This is a genomic window from Gilliamella sp. Pra-s60 (assembly GCF_009795755.1).
GTDB lineage: Bacteria > Pseudomonadota > Gammaproteobacteria > Enterobacterales > Orbaceae > Gilliamella.
The window spans coordinates 198,395-217,962 of the sequence record NZ_WTFA01000001.1; the positions used below are offsets into that span (position 1 = coordinate 198,395).

17 protein-coding genes are annotated in these 19,568 nt (G+C 33.8%); 13 read left to right on the forward strand and 4 right to left on the reverse strand.

Annotated elements, in window-relative coordinates; genetic code table 11:
• Positions 1-57 precede the first annotated feature (57 nt).
• The 5 genes from GQ596_RS01095 to GQ596_RS01115 all read left to right on the forward strand — a co-directional run bounded on the left by GQ596_RS01095 (position 58) and on the right by GQ596_RS01115 (position 5,178).
• Complete coding sequence (locus tag GQ596_RS01095) at positions 58-1,464, forward strand: hypothetical protein (RefSeq protein WP_160399848.1); 1,407 nt, start codon at positions 58-60, stop codon at positions 1,462-1,464.
• 26 nt (positions 1,465-1,490) lie between these two features.
• Positions 1,491-2,363, forward strand: coding sequence for a DUF6708 domain-containing protein (locus tag GQ596_RS01100; RefSeq protein WP_160399849.1), 873 nt, complete (start codon positions 1,491-1,493; stop codon positions 2,361-2,363).
• Positions 2,364-2,408: 45 nt separating this feature from the next.
• On the forward strand, positions 2,409-3,281 hold the full coding sequence (locus GQ596_RS01105; protein WP_160399850.1) for a DUF6708 domain-containing protein: 873 nt from the start codon (positions 2,409-2,411) through the stop codon (positions 3,279-3,281).
• 45 nt (positions 3,282-3,326) lie between these two features.
• The gene (locus tag GQ596_RS01110) at positions 3,327-4,202 is read left to right on the forward strand and encodes a DUF6708 domain-containing protein (RefSeq protein WP_160399851.1); all 876 of its coding nucleotides are present in this window, start codon (positions 3,327-3,329) and stop codon (positions 4,200-4,202) included.
• A 118-nt stretch (positions 4,203-4,320) separates the two neighbouring features.
• On the forward strand, positions 4,321-5,178 hold the full coding sequence (locus GQ596_RS01115) for a carboxylate/amino acid/amine transporter (protein ID WP_160399852.1): 858 nt from the start codon (positions 4,321-4,323) through the stop codon (positions 5,176-5,178).
• Between the two features lie 10 nt (positions 5,179-5,188).
• On the opposite strand, the gene GQ596_RS01120 is transcribed toward GQ596_RS01115, so the two are convergent.
• A complete protein-coding gene (locus GQ596_RS01120; protein ID WP_160399853.1) occupies positions 5,189-6,133 on the reverse strand; it encodes an AEC family transporter in 945 nt (314 codons plus the stop codon).
• Positions 6,134-6,159: 26 nt separating this feature from the next.
• Positions 6,160-6,933 carry a peroxide stress protein YaaA gene (gene yaaA / locus GQ596_RS01125; RefSeq protein ID WP_160399854.1) on the reverse strand — a complete coding sequence of 258 codons (774 nt, stop codon included), beginning with the start codon at positions 6,931-6,933 and terminating at the stop codon, positions 6,160-6,162.
• A 73-nt stretch (positions 6,934-7,006) separates the two neighbouring features.
• Between yaaA and GQ596_RS01130 the strand changes: the two genes are divergently transcribed.
• A complete protein-coding gene (locus GQ596_RS01130) occupies positions 7,007-7,234 on the forward strand; it encodes a YccJ family protein (RefSeq protein ID WP_160399855.1) in 228 nt (75 codons plus the stop codon).
• Positions 7,235-7,240: 6 nt separating this feature from the next.
• Positions 7,241-8,158: a ribonuclease Z gene (gene rnz, locus GQ596_RS01135; protein WP_160399856.1), complete on the forward strand. Its 918-nt coding sequence runs from the start codon at positions 7,241-7,243 to the stop codon at positions 8,156-8,158.
• 55 nt (positions 8,159-8,213) lie between these two features.
• Here rnz and argE read toward each other — a convergent pair whose 3' ends face one another.
• Positions 8,214-9,377 carry an acetylornithine deacetylase gene (gene argE, locus GQ596_RS01140; RefSeq protein WP_160399857.1) on the reverse strand — a complete coding sequence of 388 codons (1,164 nt, stop codon included), beginning with the start codon at positions 9,375-9,377 and terminating at the stop codon, positions 8,214-8,216.
• 263 nt (positions 9,378-9,640) lie between these two features.
• Here argE and GQ596_RS01145 point away from each other — a divergent pair, with 263 nt between their 5' ends.
• From GQ596_RS01145 to GQ596_RS01165, 5 genes are all read left to right on the forward strand, one after another.
• Positions 9,641-10,162: a DUF2867 domain-containing protein gene (locus GQ596_RS01145; protein WP_091124885.1), complete on the forward strand. Its 522-nt coding sequence runs from the start codon at positions 9,641-9,643 to the stop codon at positions 10,160-10,162.
• Between the two features lie 267 nt (positions 10,163-10,429).
• Positions 10,430-11,503, forward strand: coding sequence for an HlyD family secretion protein (locus GQ596_RS01150; RefSeq protein WP_160399858.1), 1,074 nt, complete (start codon positions 10,430-10,432; stop codon positions 11,501-11,503).
• Between the two features lie 13 nt (positions 11,504-11,516).
• Positions 11,517-14,315: a ribosome-associated ATPase/putative transporter RbbA gene (gene rbbA / locus GQ596_RS01155; RefSeq protein ID WP_160399859.1), complete on the forward strand. Its 2,799-nt coding sequence runs from the start codon at positions 11,517-11,519 to the stop codon at positions 14,313-14,315.
• A 5-nt stretch (positions 14,316-14,320) separates the two neighbouring features.
• Positions 14,321-15,451, forward strand: a complete 1,131-nt coding sequence (locus GQ596_RS01160; RefSeq protein ID WP_160399860.1) for an ABC transporter permease — start codon at positions 14,321-14,323, stop codon at positions 15,449-15,451.
• A gap of 773 nt (positions 15,452-16,224) precedes the next feature.
• Entirely contained in the window at positions 16,225-17,208 is a 984-nt protein-coding gene (locus GQ596_RS01165; RefSeq protein ID WP_160399861.1) for an AEC family transporter, read from the forward strand.
• Between the two features lie 633 nt (positions 17,209-17,841).
• On the opposite strand, the gene GQ596_RS01170 is transcribed toward GQ596_RS01165, so the two are convergent.
• Positions 17,842-18,726, reverse strand: a complete 885-nt coding sequence (locus GQ596_RS01170; RefSeq protein WP_160399954.1) for a LysR family transcriptional regulator — start codon at positions 18,724-18,726, stop codon at positions 17,842-17,844.
• Between the two features lie 98 nt (positions 18,727-18,824).
• Between GQ596_RS01170 and GQ596_RS01175 the strand changes: the two genes are divergently transcribed.
• A complete protein-coding gene (locus GQ596_RS01175; RefSeq protein ID WP_160399862.1) occupies positions 18,825-19,412 on the forward strand; it encodes an NAD(P)H oxidoreductase in 588 nt (195 codons plus the stop codon).
• The last annotated feature ends 156 nt before the right edge of the window (positions 19,413-19,568 follow it).

Here is a 19,568-nt window from a genome sequence, read left to right on the forward strand (position 1 = left end):
AATTTGCTAATTACTTATTTTGCCAAGAGTGTCCCGAAAAAAATTGAAATTTCGGTGATGGCAAATGGCGACGATTTACAACAATCGCTATTAAAAGAATTAGAAGAATCGAAAAAAATATATCATGTTCAAACTGAAAACCAAAAAATTGTTGTCAGCGGTTTAGCAAAATGCTTTTTAAATGTAGTAATGATTCATTTTACGCTAAATGCATTTAAAAATAATCTGGAAGAAATCCAAAAAGAGACCGATCCAATAAAAAAAGCCTTTTTAGCTTATGATATAAGTTCAGGGTTTCTTGCTATTTCAGGTATGGCCGCTGAAGTTGGTGGGCATATTATCAAAATGGCAACAGGTATGACCGCATTTAAAGTGACTAACTTTTTAACGCGTCATCCTTATGGTGAAAGCCGACTAACATCACCAAAATTGAAATTTGCCCATGGTATGAAACAAGTATTTGATGTTACAGAAAAAATGCTAAATTTTGTCAGTAAAGGACTTGGTATATTAGCAATAGTTGATGGCGCGATAGAGATTTTAAAAGGGGGGGATTTACTTTTTAATGAGAACGATGGTATTGCAGGTATTTCCAAAATTGTTGGAGGTTTAACCATAATAGTTGGTGCGCTTATGACATTAAAATTAACGACTTTAATGCTTTCAGCAGAGATGGTACCAATAGTGGGGGTTATTGTTACCGTTGCTGGTGTGATTATTATTTATGTTTCCACGTTATTTGAGCGTAGCAATTTAGAACGTTGGTTTGCTCGTTGTGGTTTTGGTATTGATCATTGCCGTTATGCATTAACTGAAGCAGGTTTGGCTCAAGCACTAAATGATTTTTCTGTGTTGGTATCAGGTTTATCGGTAGAGTTATCTTTAATGGCTCCTGATGAAAATTCAGAATTAATATATAATAGCCCTCAGATTGGAGGTATTCCTTTCTCTATATCTGAAAGTAATACAGACAATTTTGGTTTTTCTCATTTTTCACTTTATCTCAATATGACGATACAGGATTTTAATATAGAAAGTGATAATTTAGATATTGAAATTACTATTATAGATAAATCAAAATCCTCGTTTAAGGCAAAGTTATTTTTGAGCCACAACTGCGCTAAAAAAGAATTTGATATTAAACCATTGGAAAATGGCTTTGGTCCGTTACTGGATTTACCTGCTATAATTTTAACGAATAAAAAAGGTAAATTTCATAAATATCAATCTAATGTTGGGGAAATAGATAACAGTGATGAGACTTTAAAAAAAGTTACACAATCACTGTCAACACTAATTTTTAGAATAAAATTGGCTGAAATTCGCCAAGAAATAATCCCTAAACTGCTATTTGCAATAAAAATTGTCTATAAAAAACCTGATATTATTAATGGTGATAAAATAGAAAAATCACAACCTATTGAGCAATATTATGAATTTGAAGGGAAAAATTTGCTAGGCTAATAAAAATCAAACAATAAGGAGTAAACATGCCATCGCGTTATCAACCGCAACTATCAGGCTGGAGTAAAGACCTTAGTAAAACCAGTGGATCGGGCATTATCAGTGAAGCAAACTATATAGCTTGTGCTAATGATAATTATCTCGAAATTTATCGTTATAGAAAACTGATTGGAGTAAGTTTTATATTGATTTTAATGGTTTTTGCTGATTTTATACTTATTTCTACTTTTTTTCACATTTTATTTGTAAAAAGATATTTATGGGTGATGGGGATTGGAGTATTTTGTATAATTATAATAATAAGTGTCATTATTTATCAGACTCTATTCAATTTTCTTTTTGCCTATTTTGCTCCTTTTAGCAATCCGATTCGCTTTAACCGTAAAACAGGTAAAGTGTATCTTTACGAAACAGTGGCAAAAAAATGGATGTCAACATTTTGGTTACCATTTAGTGCATTTAAGGATTTAAAAAAATATCAAATCAAAGTTTATGATTGGGCAGACTTTCATGCGGTATTACAAAGTTCAACAGGTGCCTTTGCTAGTGGTGGTACAATTGAACACCATATGTTGTTTGGCGTAGCTTGTAAACCAAATAGTAACGAAGTGATTGAATATATCCAAATTGGTGAAACTAATCAATTAGCTTATGCTTGGGATTGGATCAGCCATTTTATGGAGTATGGAACGGACAGGCCATTAAATAAAGCGGGTTTAAGATATATATATTACAGCCGAGACGATGCCAAAAGTTTTATGGATGTTGAACCACGTCGTAAAGTTACCTCAAGACAAATTGAAGGATTAGACAAAGCCTCGAAAGCCGGTTCAAAAGAGGAGCTAGCCCAAATTGAGCAAGAGTACCAACTGAGTGATACTGTCTATCCTGTTTATTAATAAAGGGAATAATAATAAAAAAACAATCAAATAAGGAACAAAAATATGCCATCACGCTATCAACCGCAACTATCAGGCTGGAAAAGAGACCTAAGTAAAACCAGTGGAGCAGGCATTATCAGTGAAGCAAACTATATAGCTTGTGCTAATGATAATTATCTCGAAATTTATCGTTATAGAAAAATTGGTGCGACAAGTGTTACATTTTTTTTAATGTTATATTTTAATTTAGTTCTTTTTATGTTGTTTTTTCATTTTTGGCTAGGAATCGAATTTTTATGGTGGATGTCTTTGGTCTCATTTTTAATGCTCACTGTGCTTAGCACTATTTGTTATCACTCTCTATTCAATTTTCTTTTTGCCTATTTTGCTCCTTTTAGCCGTCCGATTCGCTTTAATCGTAAAACAGGTAAAGTGTATCTTTACGAAGCAGTGGCAAAAAAATGGATGTCAACATTTTGGTTACCATTTAGTGCATTTAAGGATTTAAAAAAATATCAAATCAAAGTTTATGATTGGGTAGACTTTCATGCGGTATTACAAAGTTCAACAGGTGCCTTTGCTAGTGGTGGTACAATTGAACTCCATATATTGTTTGGCGTAGCTTGTAAACCAAATAGTAACGAAGTGATTGAATATATCCAAATTGGTGAAACTAATCAATTAGCTTATGCTTGGGATTGGATCAGCCATTTTATGGAGTATGGAACGGACAGGCCATTAAATAAAGCGGGTTTAAGATATATATATTACAGCCGAGACGATGCCAAAAGTTTTATGGATGTTGAACCGCGTCGTAAAGTCACCTCAAGACAAATTGAAGGATTAGACAAAGCCTCGAAAGTCGGTTCAAAAGAGGAGCTAGCCCAAATTGAGCAAGAGTACCAACTGAGTGATACTGTCTATCCTGTTTATTAATAAAGGGAATAATAATAAAAAAACAATCAAATAAGGAACAAAAATATGCCATCACGCTATCAACCGCAACTATCAGGCTGGAAAAGAGACCTAAGTAAAACCAGTGGAGCAGGCATTATCAGTGAAGCAAACTACATAGCTTGTGCTAATGATAATTATCTCGAAATTTATCGTTATAGAAAAATTGGTGCGACAAGTGTTACATTTTTTTTAATGTTATATTTTAATTTAGTTCTTTTTATGTTGTTTTTTCATTTTTGGCTAGGAATCGAATTTTTATGGTGGATGTCTTTGGTCTCATTTTTAATGCTCACTGTGCTTAGCACTATTTGTTATCACTCTCTATTCAATTTTCTTTTTGCTTATTTTTCTCCTTTTAGCAATCCGATTCGCTTTAATCGTAAAACAGGTAAAGTGTATCTTTACGAAGCAGTGGCAATAAAATGGATGTCAACATTTTGGTTGCCATTCAGAGCATTTAAAGATTTAAAAAAATATCAAATTAAAGTCTATGATTGGGCGGACTTTCATGCAGTATTACAAGGTTCAACAATCGTCAATCCTAAAGGTGGTAGCTTTGAAGATTATACTTTATATGGTGTAGCTTGTAAGCCAAATAGCGACGAAGTGATTGAATATATCTATATTGATAAAATCAACCGATTATTTACTTATGCTTGGGATTGGATCAGCCATTTTATGGAGTATGAAACGGACAGGCCATTAAATAAAGCGGGTTTAAGATATATAGATTACAGCCGAGACGATGCCAAAAGTTTTATGGATGTTGAACCACGTCGTAAAGTTACCTCAAGACAAATTGAAGGATTAGACAAAGCCTCGAAAGCTGGTTCAAAAGAGGAGCTAGCCCAAATTGAGCAAGAATACCAACTTAACGATAGGGTTTATCCAGTTTATTAATAATGAAGTGATGCTCAAATTTGATTGAATGATAAGACATTCTTTTTGAGTAAAGTTTACAACTGTTAAGTGAATTGATACGATGCATTCCATTTGTCATTGTTTATATGAATTAATTATGGTTTACCTTATTTTTGTAACGATTGTTTGGTCTTTTTCGTTTAGTTTTATTGCTGTTTATTTAAGTGGACAGGTGGATACTTGGTTTGCTGTAGTAATGCGCGTGTTGTTGGCTTTTGTAACATTTATTCCATTTTTACGTTTTAAAAATATTAATTTTAAACAGATGTTTCTTTTAATGGGTGTTGGGGCTTGTCAATTGGGGATTATGTACTTTTTTTATTATAATTCCTTTCAATATATTTCAGTACCTGAAGTGTTGTTATTTACTATTTTTACACCAATTTATGTCACGGTTATTTATGATTTATTGCAAGGTCATCGACTTAGAATGAGTTATCTGTTTACTGCTATTATTGCGGTAATTGGAGCGGCAATTATTCGTTATGACTATATTAGCCGTGATTTTGTTATCGGCTTTTTATTGATCCAAGGGGCTAATATTGTTTTTGCTTTAGGACAAGTAGGGTATAAAAGGATTATGGAAATTTACCCAATGCCACAGCATCAAGCTTTTGCATGGGTTTATTTTGGTGCGGTAATTGTTGCTGCTTTGGGGTGGGGGTTATTTGGCGATTGGTCAAAATTACCCACGACTAATTTACAATGGGGCATTATTGTTTGGCTTGGTGTTATTGCATCAGGTTTATGTTATTTTTTATGGAATTTTGGCGCAACCAAAGTCGATTCGGGGACTTTGGCAATTATGAATAATGTGGTTATCCCAACGGGGATTTTAGTAAATGTTGTAATTTGGCACCAATCCATTGATTGGTTACGTTTTTTATTGGGTAGTATTGTTATTGTTTTGGCATTGTTGCTGCACTACAAAATCACAAAACGTGTCGCACATTAATTTGCCCGCCTTAAGGTAAATGCGTCATAATTGATAAAATTAACGGCGTTGTGATAGAAGACAGTGCCGTTGATATTAACAAACTCGAAGCAATTGGACCTTGTAACACCTGAAATTGCCGTGCCATCATATAACAATTTATCGCAATTGATACTGAACTGAGTAATACGACTACTTGTAATTCTAATGTTGGTAAGCCGATTAATTTGCCTAAAATATAAGTTGCTATGGGTAATATGACCAATTTTAATGAACAAATCGCCGTTGTTACTAGAAGTTTATCGCGAATTTTGTATTCTGCCAGTCCCATTCCTAGCACAATGAGCGAAAGTGGCGCTGTCATATCGCTAACCATTTTGGTTGATTGATTGATGAATTTTGGCATAGGTAATTGTATATAGTTCACTACAATTCCAACAAATATACCAAGAATTATAGGGTTTTTGGATATGTTCTTTAATGCTTTGATGAAGCTTTGTCCGGAAAATTTCCCCATTTGAACAAATTCAATTGATACCGTAGCGAGTGTCCATAAAATGAGCGCGTTGAATATAACAATAATAGCAACAATGGGAATGGCTTTGTCGCCAAGTAGCATTTTGATAATAGGGATACCAACAAATACAGTATTAGTATAAATTCCTCCCATAGCAAAAAGCGTACTTTCTGAACCATTTAATTTAAATAACTTTGACGCAATTAGACAACCAAATGCAAAGACAACAAACGAAGCCCCAAAAAAGACAAGTAACACGTTTATATCGATCTGTGACTGTTCAGAAAAGTGACTCATGATCTGAAATAGCATAATCGGAAACGCAATATAAAAGGTAAATTTGGTTAAGCTATCGGTTACTGTTTTTTGCCAGTGACCTAATTTAACCGCTGAAAAACCTAATAAAATCAATACAAATAAGGGCAGAGTGGATAAAAACTGTGCCCATAATGTGGTCAAAAATTCCATTGCTATTTTTTATTCTTTTATTTGTGATTACGAATGAAGTACCATTCTAAGTCAGTTGATCGTTTAGAATCAAACTGATAGCCCTCTAGATTAAAACTTTTAATATCATCACTATTTTCAATGCTATTTTTTATAATGTATCGACTCATAAGTCCACGCGCTTTTTTGGCATAAAAACTAATAACTTTATAGGTATTTTTACTTTGATCTAAAAAGATCGGTTGAATGATGTTAGCGTTTAGTTGTTTAGTTTTAATCACTTTGAAATATTCATTTGATGCTAAATTAATTAGGGTTCGATTTTTTGACTTAGTCAGCTCACCGTTTAAATGGTTGGTTAATTGGTCCCCCCAAAATTGATAAAGATTGCTGTTATTACCATTTTTTAACCGTATCCCCATTTCTAAACGGTAAGGTTGAATTAAATCTAGTGGTCTTAATATGCCGTAAAGCCCTGACAGTATGCGTAAATGGTTTTGTGCAAATTCGAGCTCTTTATGAGTAAAATCTTCAACATGCAATCCTTCGTAAACATCACCTTTAAAAGCAAGTATAGCTTGCCTTGCGTTTTCAAGATTAAAATCACGATGCCAGGTTTGAAAGCGTTCATAGTTAAGTTCGGCCAATTTGGGGCTAATTGACATTAATGTAGCTAAATCTTTAGAACTTAGCTTTTTGCAGTCTTCAATTAGGTTTTCAGATTGGTGCATAAATTGGGGCAAGGTGTTTTGTTTAGTAGTTAACGGGCTTTGGTAATCAAGTGTTTTAGCGGGTGATATCACGGTAAGCATAAAAAGTAACCTATTGTAATTTTCTTCAATTAGGTTTATTTTACACTTAATCCCATCATAAAGGAGTAAAAAAATGAACTCAACCAGAAAAGATATGCATGATATCCGTGCTTGGGCAACAGTTCGTGACACATCAATAGAAATTGCCGAGGCGATTTTTGAACTAGCTAATCATGATGAAGTGCTTGCTGAACAAATTTGGTCAGAAGGTAGTGATGAAGTCTTAAAACGTGCTTTTGCCAAAACAAAAGCTGATAAACTGTTTTGGGGTGAACAAACCATCGAACGTAAAAATATTTAGGTCGTTATGAATTTAACTTTTTTAGGGACAAGCGCTGGGTCTCCAACTGCGCAACGCAATGTCAGTAGTATGCTGCTAGATCTTAGGCAAGAGCAACATGGACTATGGCTTTTTGATTGTGGTGAGTCAACTCAAATGCAAATGCAAAAAGCCAAATTCAGCCTTGCCAAACTCGAGGTTATTTTTTTAACGCATTTGCATGGCGATCATTTGTTTGGTTTACCTGGTGTATTAACTACGCGTTCTTTGATGCAAAATCAATCGCCATTAACCTTGATTGCCCCGAAAGGGGTTAAGCAATTTATCGAAACTGTGATCGAAATTAGCTACTCTTGGTTAACTTATACTCTTAATATTGTTGAGCTTGAACAAGACAGCACAGTTTTTGAAGATGAACGGTTCCGAGTGGAAGCCAAATTATTACAACATCGCGTGCCGTGTTTTGGCTATCGTATTATTGAAAAAGATCTGCCAGCTCAGCTTGATATTGATAAATTAAAGCAAGACAACATTCAGATTGGTTCTTATTATAATGATCTAAAAAATGGTAAAACAGTAACTTTAGATGATGGGCGCATTATTCGTGGTGTTGATTATCAAAGTAAAATGAAAAAAGGTAAAAAATTAGCTATTTTAGGAGATACCATACCTTGTCAAACATCAATTACGCTTGCTAACGGTGTGGATTTGCTTGTTCATGAAGCAACGCAAGAAAATGCACTAGAAGACAAAGCAATCGAACGCGGGCACTCGACAACCATTCATGCTGCAACTATTGCTAAACAAGCCAATGCTAAGCGACTTATTATGACGCATATTAGTCCTAGATATAGTTTGGATGATAATAATAAATTAGTTAACGAAGCAAGAAGTATTTTTGCTAACACTGAAATTGCTACCGATTTTTCAACATTCACTATTTAAGCTATTTTGTCTTTTCGCCGACATTGTCGGCGTTTGCATAATTTAGTATCTAAAGCTAAAGGCAGAAATCCTTAATCAATTGTTCTATTGCTGTTTTAGTCGGTTTTAGAAAGTCCATTGAAATAAACTCATCGGGTTGGTGTGCTTGCTCAATTGAACCCGGACCCAATACAATTGTTGGGGCAATTTGATTTAAGTATGGTGCTTCAGTGCTGTAATTAACTGTTTGTGCACTATGACCGACTAACGTTTCAATATGCTGTAATACGGGGTGATCTTTTTTACACTCATAACCGGGAATTGGGGCGACTTCATATTCAATAGCAATTCGATTTGGGTATTTATCCATAACGGGTTGTAGCGCTTCGCAAAGTGCATGATACAGTGAATCAACATCGTTATCGGGTAATACACGAATATCAATCACCAGTTCACAACAACCGCAAATACGATTGGCAGCGTCACCGCCGTGAATAACACCTAAATTTAGGGTAGGGTAAGGTACACTGAATCCGTCGTTGTGATATTGTTCTTTAAATTTTTGTTTGAGTATCAATAAGCGTTCAATAACTAAATTCATTACTTCAATAGCATTAATGCCTTTATCGGGGTCACTTGAATGTCCTGATTTGCCGATCACTTTAATTGAATTAGAGATAAACCCCTTATGAGCTCGTATAGGAATTAACGAAGTGGGTTCACCAATAATAGTGCAGTCAGGTTGTAATTTGGTATTTTTGGCAAAAAATGCTGCGCCTGCCATGGATGTTTCTTCATCGGCAGTTGCAAGAACATAAATCGGTTTATTGAGTGTTTTAAGGTCAATATCGCGTAGCGCATCTAAAATAAAGGCAAAAAAACCTTTCATATCAGCGGTGCCAAGTCCATATAGTTTGTTATTTTCTTCGGTTAGTTTAAAGGGTTCTTTAGTCCATTGTCCTTCGTCAAACGGAACGGTGTCACTGTGTCCGCTTAACAATAACCCGCCTTGTGTTGTATTTTCGCTATTGGAATAAGTGGCTAGCATATTGAATTTGTGGCGAGTATTAGGAACTGGTTGAATATCAACCGTAAAACCTAAATCTTCAAACCAAGTGGCTAGTTTTTCAATAAGTGGTTGGTTTGAATAATCTAATTCTTCGTTCGTGACATTACTGATTGTTGGAGTCGAGATAAGCTCATTGTAAAGCGTTAAAAAAGAGGGAAGCACCATAAACATCACCTTTAAATGATAAATTGAAGATATGTCTTTTATAAGGCTACAAGCATAGCATTTACATTATTTTTTGCATATAAATAATCATGTTGTTTCAATTAATGTTTTATGTTTTGATAGTATTCAATATGTAGATTAACTAATGCATAGTTAGATGATTATGACTTAAATTGACTACTAAATTTGTTGAATGTGGTGTTTTTTTATGATTTTTATTCATGTTTTAGATAAGCATTTTATATAATAGGAGGAAGGGGAATAATTATATGAAAAATAAACAAAACAATATTATAAAAGTACGGCAAACATTACCTGATAATGTAAGCTTTATTGCAGAAGAAATCGATTATTTAGATTGTCAAAAAAAAGATATTTCTAAAAAATTGACAGCCTATGAAGCTTATAAAATGATGACATCTTATCAACCTAGATGGCTAAAAATACTCTTTAAAATAAGGGATTGTTTAGTGAAATTAATCGGTGTCAAAGCGATTAATGGATTTGATAGTTCTGCGGAAGATAAGCATCAACCAGACGAAAGCAATATGGCCGATTTTTTTACCATAACAGAGGAAACCAACGATAAATTGACATTAGTTGTAAAAGATTGCCATTTAGATGTTTGTGTTTGTATTCGTGTTGTAGATAAAGGTAATGACATAAGTAAAAATACAGTATATTTAATTGCATCAGTTAAAAATCACAATATCTGGGGGAAATTATATATGTTACCCGTTGCTATTTTACATCCTTATATTGTTAATAAATTATTTGAAAATATAAAATAATAAGTCTTTTATTATAAATAACTTATCAATTTGCAATGAGCATATCAGCTTTATTGCATAATATAATGATGTTATTAATTTCAAATCTATAAATAAAATATAAAACCATCTAGCTTAATTTTTTAGCTTTTATTGCGATTGTTTTATGAACAGATATTATTTGCCATAAACATTTGATATTATTTAATCAATACAATTATAGCCTATAACGATTTGTTATTTCGTTAAGCTTTGTTATAAATCACTTTAAAATATAAGGTGTTATTCATGAAACAAATAAGCAGAAAAGGGATTATTATTACAGTCGTTATTGTCGCTATCATTTTTATTTTATGGCAACAATTTAAAACAGACGGATATGGTGCGGACTTTGTCAGTGGCAATGGACGTATTGAAGCGACCGAAATCAATATTTCGACAAAATTAGCTGGCAGAATAGAAAAAATTAACGTTAATGAGGGCGATTTTGTTAAAGCAGGGCAACAACTTGTTGTTATGCAAACCGATACCTTACAAGCTCAATTAAATGAAGCGCAAGCACAATATGGGCAAGCAATAAGTAATGAAACAAGCGCCCAAGCACAAGTCGCGTTAAAAATGAGCGATAAAGTTGCAGCCCAAGCCGGTGTAAGTCAGCGTGAAAGCGATTTAGATATTGCTTCTAAGCATTTACAACGGACTCGCACACTTTATCAAAAAGGCGCATTATCTATACAACAATTCGATGATGATACCGCCAAATTTAATAACGCTAAAGCGGCGTTAGATTCTGCAAAATCGCAAGTTACAGCAGCAGATGCTGCAATTGCCGTTGCTCAGGCCGGTGTTGATAGTGCTAAAGCAGCTATCAATGTTGCCAGTGCAAATATAAAACAAATTCAAGCTGATATTGATGACAGTACTTTAGTTGCTCCTGTTGATGGACGTATTCAGTATCGTATTGCACAGTTAGGCGAGGTTTTACCATCTGGTGGTAAGGTTTTAAATTTAGTAAATCTTTATGATGTCTATTTGACTTTCTTTTTGCCAGAAACGGTGGCTGGTAAAGTGGCTATTGGTGACGAAGTTAGACTTATTTTAGATGCGTTACCAGATAAAGCCATTTCAGCCAAGATTTCGTTTGTTTCAAGTGTTGCGCAATTTACACCCAAAACAGTTGAAATAAAAGATGAACGTCAAAAGCTGATGTTTAGAGTTAAAGCGCAACTAAGCCCTGAATTATTAAAATGTTATATAGCTCAAGTTAAAACTGGTTTACCGGGTGTGGCTTGGGTTAAACTTGATCCTAAAACGCCATGGCCAGATGGCTTATCTGATATTGCAAAATGTCCGACCGAATAATTGGAGATAGCATATGTCAGATTCAGACAATAAGGATTTAGTTTTATTAAATGAAGCTAAATCCATTGATGATGCTGTGGTAAAAGTAAGCAATGTCACACTGCATTACAAAAAAAACTGTGCACTTAATAATATTAATTTAGCCATCCCTCCACGATGTATGGTGGGTTTTATTGGGCCTGATGGGGTGGGTAAATCTAGTTTATTATCGCTAATTGCGGGAGCTCATGTTATTCAAGACGGTTTAGTGTATGTCTTAGACGGCGATATGAAAGACAAATCACACCGCAAAAATGTCTGTACACGCATTGCCTATATGCCGCAAGGATTAGGCAAAAATCTTTATCCAACTTTATCTGTTGAAGAAAATTTACAGTTTTTTGCTCGTTTATTTGGCAATGATGCTGCAGAGCGTCGCCGTCGTATTGACGAATTAACGCATAGTACTGGTCTTTACCCTTTTTTATCAAGACCGGCAGGGCGTTTGTCGGGTGGGATGAAGCAAAAAGTAAGCTTATGTTCGGCGTTAATTCATGATCCTGATCTATTGATTTTAGATGAACCAACCACAGGGGTTGATCCTCTTTCCCGAGCGCAATTTTGGCAGTTAATCAACAAGATTCGTAAACAAAGACCACAAATGAGTGTAATTGTGGCAACGGCCTATATGGATGAGGCACAAAACTTTGATTGGTTGGTTGCGATGTATGGTGGTAAAATTCTTGAAACTGGTACACCAAGTTCATTACTAGCTAAAACCAAAAAAGACAATTTAGACGACGCCTTTATCGAGTTAATGCCTGAAAATGCCAAGCAAGGTTATCAAACTGTCGAAATTCCACCGTTAGACCTTAATACAGATTTGCAAATAGCAATAGAAGCAAAAGACTTAACCAAACAGTTTGGTAATTTTATTGCGGTTGATCATGTCAATTTTTCAATTAAGCAGGGCGAAATATTTGGTTTTTTAGGATCAAATGGTTGTGGTAAATCAACTACCATGAAAATGTTAACGGGTTTATTACCGATTTCATCAGGTGAAGCGTGGCTATTTGGTAAACCTGTTGATGCTAGTGATATAAACGTTAGGCGCCATTTAGGCTATATGTCTCAAGCCTTTTCTTTATATAGTGAGTTAACTGTAAAACAGAATTTAGTTTTACATGCACGTTTGTTTGGTATTGAGGAAAGTAAAATACCTGAGCGTATTGACGAATTGCTTAAACGCTTTGGTTTAGAGCAAGATGCACAAAACTTGCCCGATAGTTTACCTTTAGGGGTAAAACAGCGGCTTTCATTGTCAGTTGCAGTGGTGCATAATCCACAAATCCTCATCCTTGATGAACCAACATCTGGGGTTGACCCCATTGCTCGAGATGACTTTTGGCGTTTGATCATTGAATTGTCTAGAAAAGACAAAGTCACCGTATTTATTACAACTCACTTTATGAATGAAGCTGCAAGGTGCGATAGGATTTCGTTAATGCATGCAGGTAAAGTGTTAGCAAGTGATACACCTGATAATATTATCAGCGCTAAAAAGGCAAAAACACTAGAAGACGCGTTTATTCGTTATCTTGTTGATGCTGGCGCTGATGATAGTCACACTGAAGAACAAATAACTGAATCTCCAAAAGTCATAACCAATAACGCTATTGAAACATCACAAAAAAATCACCTTCAAGGATTTAGTTTTACACGCATGATAGGCTGCTTATGGCGTGAAACACTTGAATTATCACGCGATCCATTACGAGCATTATTAGCATTATTAGGTTCCGCAATTTTAATGTTGGTAATGGGGTACGGTATTACTATGGATGTTGAAGATCTCAGTTTTGCAGTGCTTGATCGTGATCAAAGTATCATCAGCCAAAATTATACGCTTAATTTATCTGGTTCTAAACGCTATTTTATTGAAAAAAACGCTATCACTGATTATAACGACATGGACGCCCGATTACGGAGTAATGATATTGCCTTAGCGATAGAAATCCCTCCTAATTTTGGACGAGATATACAACGTGGTGATCCTGTTGATATTGCTATTTGGATTGATGGTGCTATGCCACTAAGGGCAGAAACAATCAAAGGTTATGTACAAGGTATGCACCTTGCTTGGCTAAGCGAAAAAGTAAAAGAAGTAACAGGAAAGTCATCCACTAGCTTAGCAAATATAGAAACACGCTATCGTTATAACCCTGATATCAAAAGCTTACCATCTATGGTGCCAGCGGTTATTCCTATTTTATTATTAATGATTCCGTCAATGTTAGCAGCGTTATCAGTCGTGCGTGAAAAAGAGATGGGATCGATTATCAACTTATATGTAACACCAGTCACAAAAGCTGAATTTTTGTTAGGTAAACAAGTACCTTATATTGTTATTTCCATGTTTAGCTTTTTATTATTGCTATTTATGGCAATCACCATTTTTGGCGTGCCAGTAAAAGGTAGCTTATTTACATTGTGCCTTGCTGCATTTGCTTATTGTATTATTTCTACTGGCTTTGGCTTATTGGCGTCAACGATCACGCGTAGCCAAATTGCGGTTATCTTTTTAACTTGCGTGGGAACAATGCTACCCGCTATTCAATTTTCAGGACTGTTAAATCCCGTTGCATCACTAGAAGGTAGTGGTCGTTATATTGGTGAAATCTATCCAACAACGCATATGCTAATTATTGCTCGTGGCGTATTTAACAAAGCACTCGGCTTTATGGATTTGCATAATTCGATATTTATTTTATTGGTAACAATACCAATTGTGCTTGGTGCTAGTATTTTTCTTCTTAAAAAGCAAGAAGGGTAGGTATTATGCAAAGTTTAATTAATATTTATCGCTTAGGCATTAAAGAACTTTGGGGATTACTGCGTGATCCTATCATGTTGTTATTAATAGTCTATTGCTTTACCTTTGATATCTATATTGCCGCAACAGCAACGTCTGATTCGTTACATCATGCATCAATTGCTGTTGTTGATGAAGACAACTCCCCCTTATCAACGCAAATTATTGCAGCTTTTTATCCACCAATGTTCAATACTCCTGTTAAATTATATTCAATGAATGATGTCGATCGTGGAATGGATACTGATAAATACACGTTTGCGTTGAATATTCCTCCTAATTTTCAGCGCGATGTGCTCAATAACCAAAGCCCTGAAATTCAACTCAACATTGACGCAACAAGGATGGGGCAGGCATTTGTTGGTAATGGCTACATAATGCAAATTATTACAGGCGAAGTGACTGAATATGTCAATCGTTACAGTAAAACCACAAATTTGCCTGTTAACATACAAATGCATACCGCGTTTAACCCTAATTTAACGCGTTCTTGGTTTGGTTCGGTAATGGAAATCATCAATATAGTCACAACACTCTCGATCATCTTAACCGGTGCTGCTTTAATGAAAGAGCGGGAACATGGAACGATTGATCACCTGCTTGCTATGCCTGTCAAACCATTTGAAATTATGATATCAAAAGTATGGTCAATGGGGCTTGTTGTTTTAATATCAACTTGGATTGCATTGTTACTGGTTGTTCATAGCTGGTTAAATGTGCCTATTGCTGGTTCGGTCAGCTTGTTTTTAATAGGGGCGGCATTGCACTTGTTCGTGACAACGTCACTTGGAATCTTCATGGCAACCGTTGCTAAATCAACCGCCCAATTTGCAATGTTACTTATTTTAGTTTTATTGCCACTCCAAATGCTATCAGGTGGCAGTACACCACGAGAAAGTATGCCCGAAATAGTTCAAAATATTATGATGTTTGCACCAACAACGCACTTTGTTGAATTAGGGCAGGCGATACTCTATCGTGGCGCTGGTTTAAGTGTGGTTTGGACTTCGTTTGCGTGGTTATTGGCAATTGGTACTGTATTCTTTTTAATTGCTTTAAAACGATTTCGTAGTTCAATTGTCAATATGGGATCATAATATCTTTTAATCAATATAATAAAAGAGGAGGGTTTTGATAAAAATAAATAGAACGTTTTAAGTTAGAATTAACTTAAATTGCATTGCGCATTTTACAATGTGACATAAATGATTTACATTGTATTGATTATTTATTGATTATTTTTAAACAAATTTTTATATAGTATTTTCTATTTTTACCTTCATTATATAAATATCAGAAAAATATTTTTATAGCGATAATTTAATATAAACAATTTAAATCAAATAATTAACCATAATTATAGTGGCGATTATAACAAATAAAATGTAATAAGAGCTATTATTTAGGTAATTTTAATGACATTTTAATTTTTACCATACTTTAACATTCGTTTTTTACTTTATTTATTTGTTTGTTTTTTAAAGAAATAAACCATTTTTTTTACTGATATTAAGCCAAATTTCTATGTTTTTTTGTTTTTTAAAGGTTGTTTGTAGATCTTGCTTCACACAAGGTCTATAAGAATAAGTATAATGAACCGAAGTGACACTATTTTATATTTGAATATAACAACGACTTTATAATTAAGAATGTCTTTTATTAAACATAGTAATAATCATAGTAAGTGCGAAATAGTATTTAATAATATCAATTTATAACAAAGAAGAATGTCGTTTTACATGTAATAAAATATATTCGATTTTGTACCTACTTATTTTAGCTCGGTCTATAAATATAATCTCTAATCTTAAGTTACCGACCATTACCGAATTTGTCTTTTAAGTAATATTATTTTAGGAGTTTTAAAAAAATGAATCTAATCTGGTCTGCAGTTGGGCAAGTTGTAAGTTCTTGTCTTCCGGTCTTTTTACTAATCTTTCTTGGTTGGTTATGTGTACAAAAAGGCATTTTCACAAAAGATTCTAAAAAATTATTATCAGGGTTAGTATCAAATTTTGTTTTTCCTGCGTTGCTTTTTGTGCATACGTCTCACGCTAAACCATCGCAGATATTTAATGGTATTTGGATGATCGCTTTTTTCTGCACTATGTCATTTTTATGGATAATTTGTTTTCTAACCAATAAATACATTTTGCATAAAGAGTTAAAATCAACAGCGATGAATGCCATGTTGTGTTGCTTTCCTAATATGGGCGGAATGGGAGTCCCTTTTTTGACGTTAATGCTTGGGGCAGCATCTACTATTTCGGTTGCTATTGCTAATTTTGTTGTTGCATTATCACTAATTCCGATGACAATTTTTTTATTAGAATTATGTGATACTAAATTATCTGGTGGTAAAGTTACTGGTGATATGATCTTTAGTGCAGTAAAAAACTCACTCATGAAACCCATGTTTTTGGCCGTTATTTTAGGGTTAATTGTAAGTGTTACCGATGGTACTAAATGGTTACCACATTTTGTATTTAATACTTTTGACATTATGTCTAACGCTTGTAACTTTATTTCGCTTATTGCTGTGGGAGTGGGAATTCACGGAGTTCAGTTAAAATTATCTAAACCATTAATGATCAACGTGGTTTTAAAAAGCTTTATTACACCAGTCGTTGCGCTTATTTCAGTGTACTTATTTGGTATTACAGGTATGGAAGCAGAAGAGTTAGTATTCCTATTAGCCATGCCAACAGCATCAACAGCGGTGATTTTGGCTTATAATTGGAATGTCGAGCAAGAACAAGCTTCGAGCATTTTCTTTGCATCAACGGTTTTATCTATCTTTATTTTGCCAACTTTACTGCTTATTATGGATTTCACCGTTCCTGGTGTTGCCTAATAAATAAAGACTAAGTATCAATGCTCTTGTTTTATTTGACTTAAACAAGGGCATTTTTATTACTTATTACACACTTCTTACTTTTTATAAAAAACTCGTCAGGAAAGGTATTGATTTTATTGAAGTTTTTATTTTTATGATTTTATTTACATAATAGCCTTCAAATACCCCATTTTTAGTACAAATTTCACGTAGAAAATTATACTCTTTATTTTCGTGTTTTATATTCAATGGGTGTTACGTTATTTGATTCATCATGATGGTTTTCAGTATATAAATAATTAAGCATTCTTTGGTATTTTTGTTAATACATCCGATAAACATATTTATTGCAAGGCATTGAAGGTTTGTTTACAAAAAATGTTTATCATTCAAATTTTTACAAAAGTATCTTATTGTTTTGAGTATTAGCAAGTACCAAAGTAAAACACAACGTTATATTTAACCATTTTTACTTATTTAATTTTATTCAAAAACGCTACCACTATTGATATTTAGATCGATACATCAATAGTTAATAATATTGTTAGGTTAAAATGAAATAATTAGCGTGTACTTTAAAGGTATATTGATACACAAAAAATCAATAACCTTATCTTTTTTTACTAAAAAGTGTTGATATATCATTTATTATTATAAATTTTTAATGTAATCAACAAATGTACGCAGACTATGGCTAATATATTGATTACGTGGATAGTAAAGTTGTAAGCTAGGTCTTATAGGTAACCATGATTCAAGAACTGAAATCAATTCTCCACTTTCCAGATAAGATTTTGCTTGTTCATAACTGGTATAGCAAATCCCCATATTACATAATGCTGCTTTTAATGCTGAGTCCATATCATCAAGTATAATATTACCTTTTGGCATAACTTCTATTTTTTCATTGGATTTTTCAAATTCCCAAAGATAAGTTCTGCCACTTTTGTATCGAAAAACAATACTTTTGTGAATACTTAAATCATATGGGTGAGTTGGAATCGGATAATGAGTGAAATAATTTGGAGTAGCCACTACACACATTTTTATTTTTGGACCAATAGGTATGGTGACCATATCATTTTCAACTGTAGTATGTAAACGTATCCCTGCATCGAATTCATGTTGTACAATATCAATTAATTGATCCTCGGTTGAAATTTCGACTCTAATATCTGGAAATTGACGAGTAAATCCAGCAACAATCGGTATCAGTACTAAACGAGAAAATATAGGGGCCGTATTAATTTTTAATGTCCCCATTGGTGTTTTACGAAAATGGTTTACTTCATCTAATATTGTCTCTATTTCATCAAAGGCTGGTCTTAAACGTTCATAAAGAGTAAACCCAACTTCAGTTAGCGATACACTACGTGTTGTGCGCTTAAAAACTTGAACCTTAAGTCGCTGTTCTAATTGTTTAATGGCGTGGCTAATAGCAGAGGGCGATAAACCTAATGCATTTCCTGCTGCACGAAAATTTTTGTAGCGAGCTACTGCAATAAATACTGTAAAATCAGCAAATTTCAATTTCATTAGTGAAAATTCTTCATTAAATAATGCCAAATAAGTCACTTTACAGAATAAAAAACGTTCTGTAAATTCATAATTTGTACTTTGGTAGGGAGAATTTAATGAAAACAAATAATTTATATATCATATGGGCTAATCCTCGAGAGGATTCATTAACTGCAAATATTGTTAAAGAAATGAATAATCAGGCAATAAAGCAAGGAATTGAGGTCACAAACTTAGATCTTTATCGTTGTAATTTTGATCCTGTTTTACGAGAAGAAGATGAACCTGAATGGGAAAACCCTACAAAGCAATACTCTGCAGAAGTTCGTCGTTTGTTTGCAGAACTTAATAATAAAGATACTATAGTAATAGTCTTTCCTGTTTGGTGGTATAGTTTTCCTGCAATATTGAAAGGGTATTTTGAACGAGTATGGAACTATGGTTTAGCGTATGGAGAAGGATCTAAGTTAAAAGTTGAAAAAATCAGATTTGTTGCACTAGTTGGTGGTACAAAAGCTGGCTTTTTGGAATATGGTTGGGAACAACATATGACTGATTATGTTATGAAAGGCATGCATTATCTACAAGTTAGTGATATAAAAATTGATTTTCTTTATAACACAATTGGTCTTGAGAATGTTGATGAAGATCATTATCAACGTTTTTTTGAGCAAGCTCGTAATATTATCTCTGAATTAGTTTAATAGTTTCTATAAATTATTTAGTTAGGTCTGCTTTTGTTGAATAGCTAGACCTAAATTTTAATAAAAATTTTTTAAAAATATTAACGTAAGTTAAGAAAAAACAAATACCCCCATTTTTAGTATAAATCTCACGTAGCCAGTGTAATTCGCTATTTT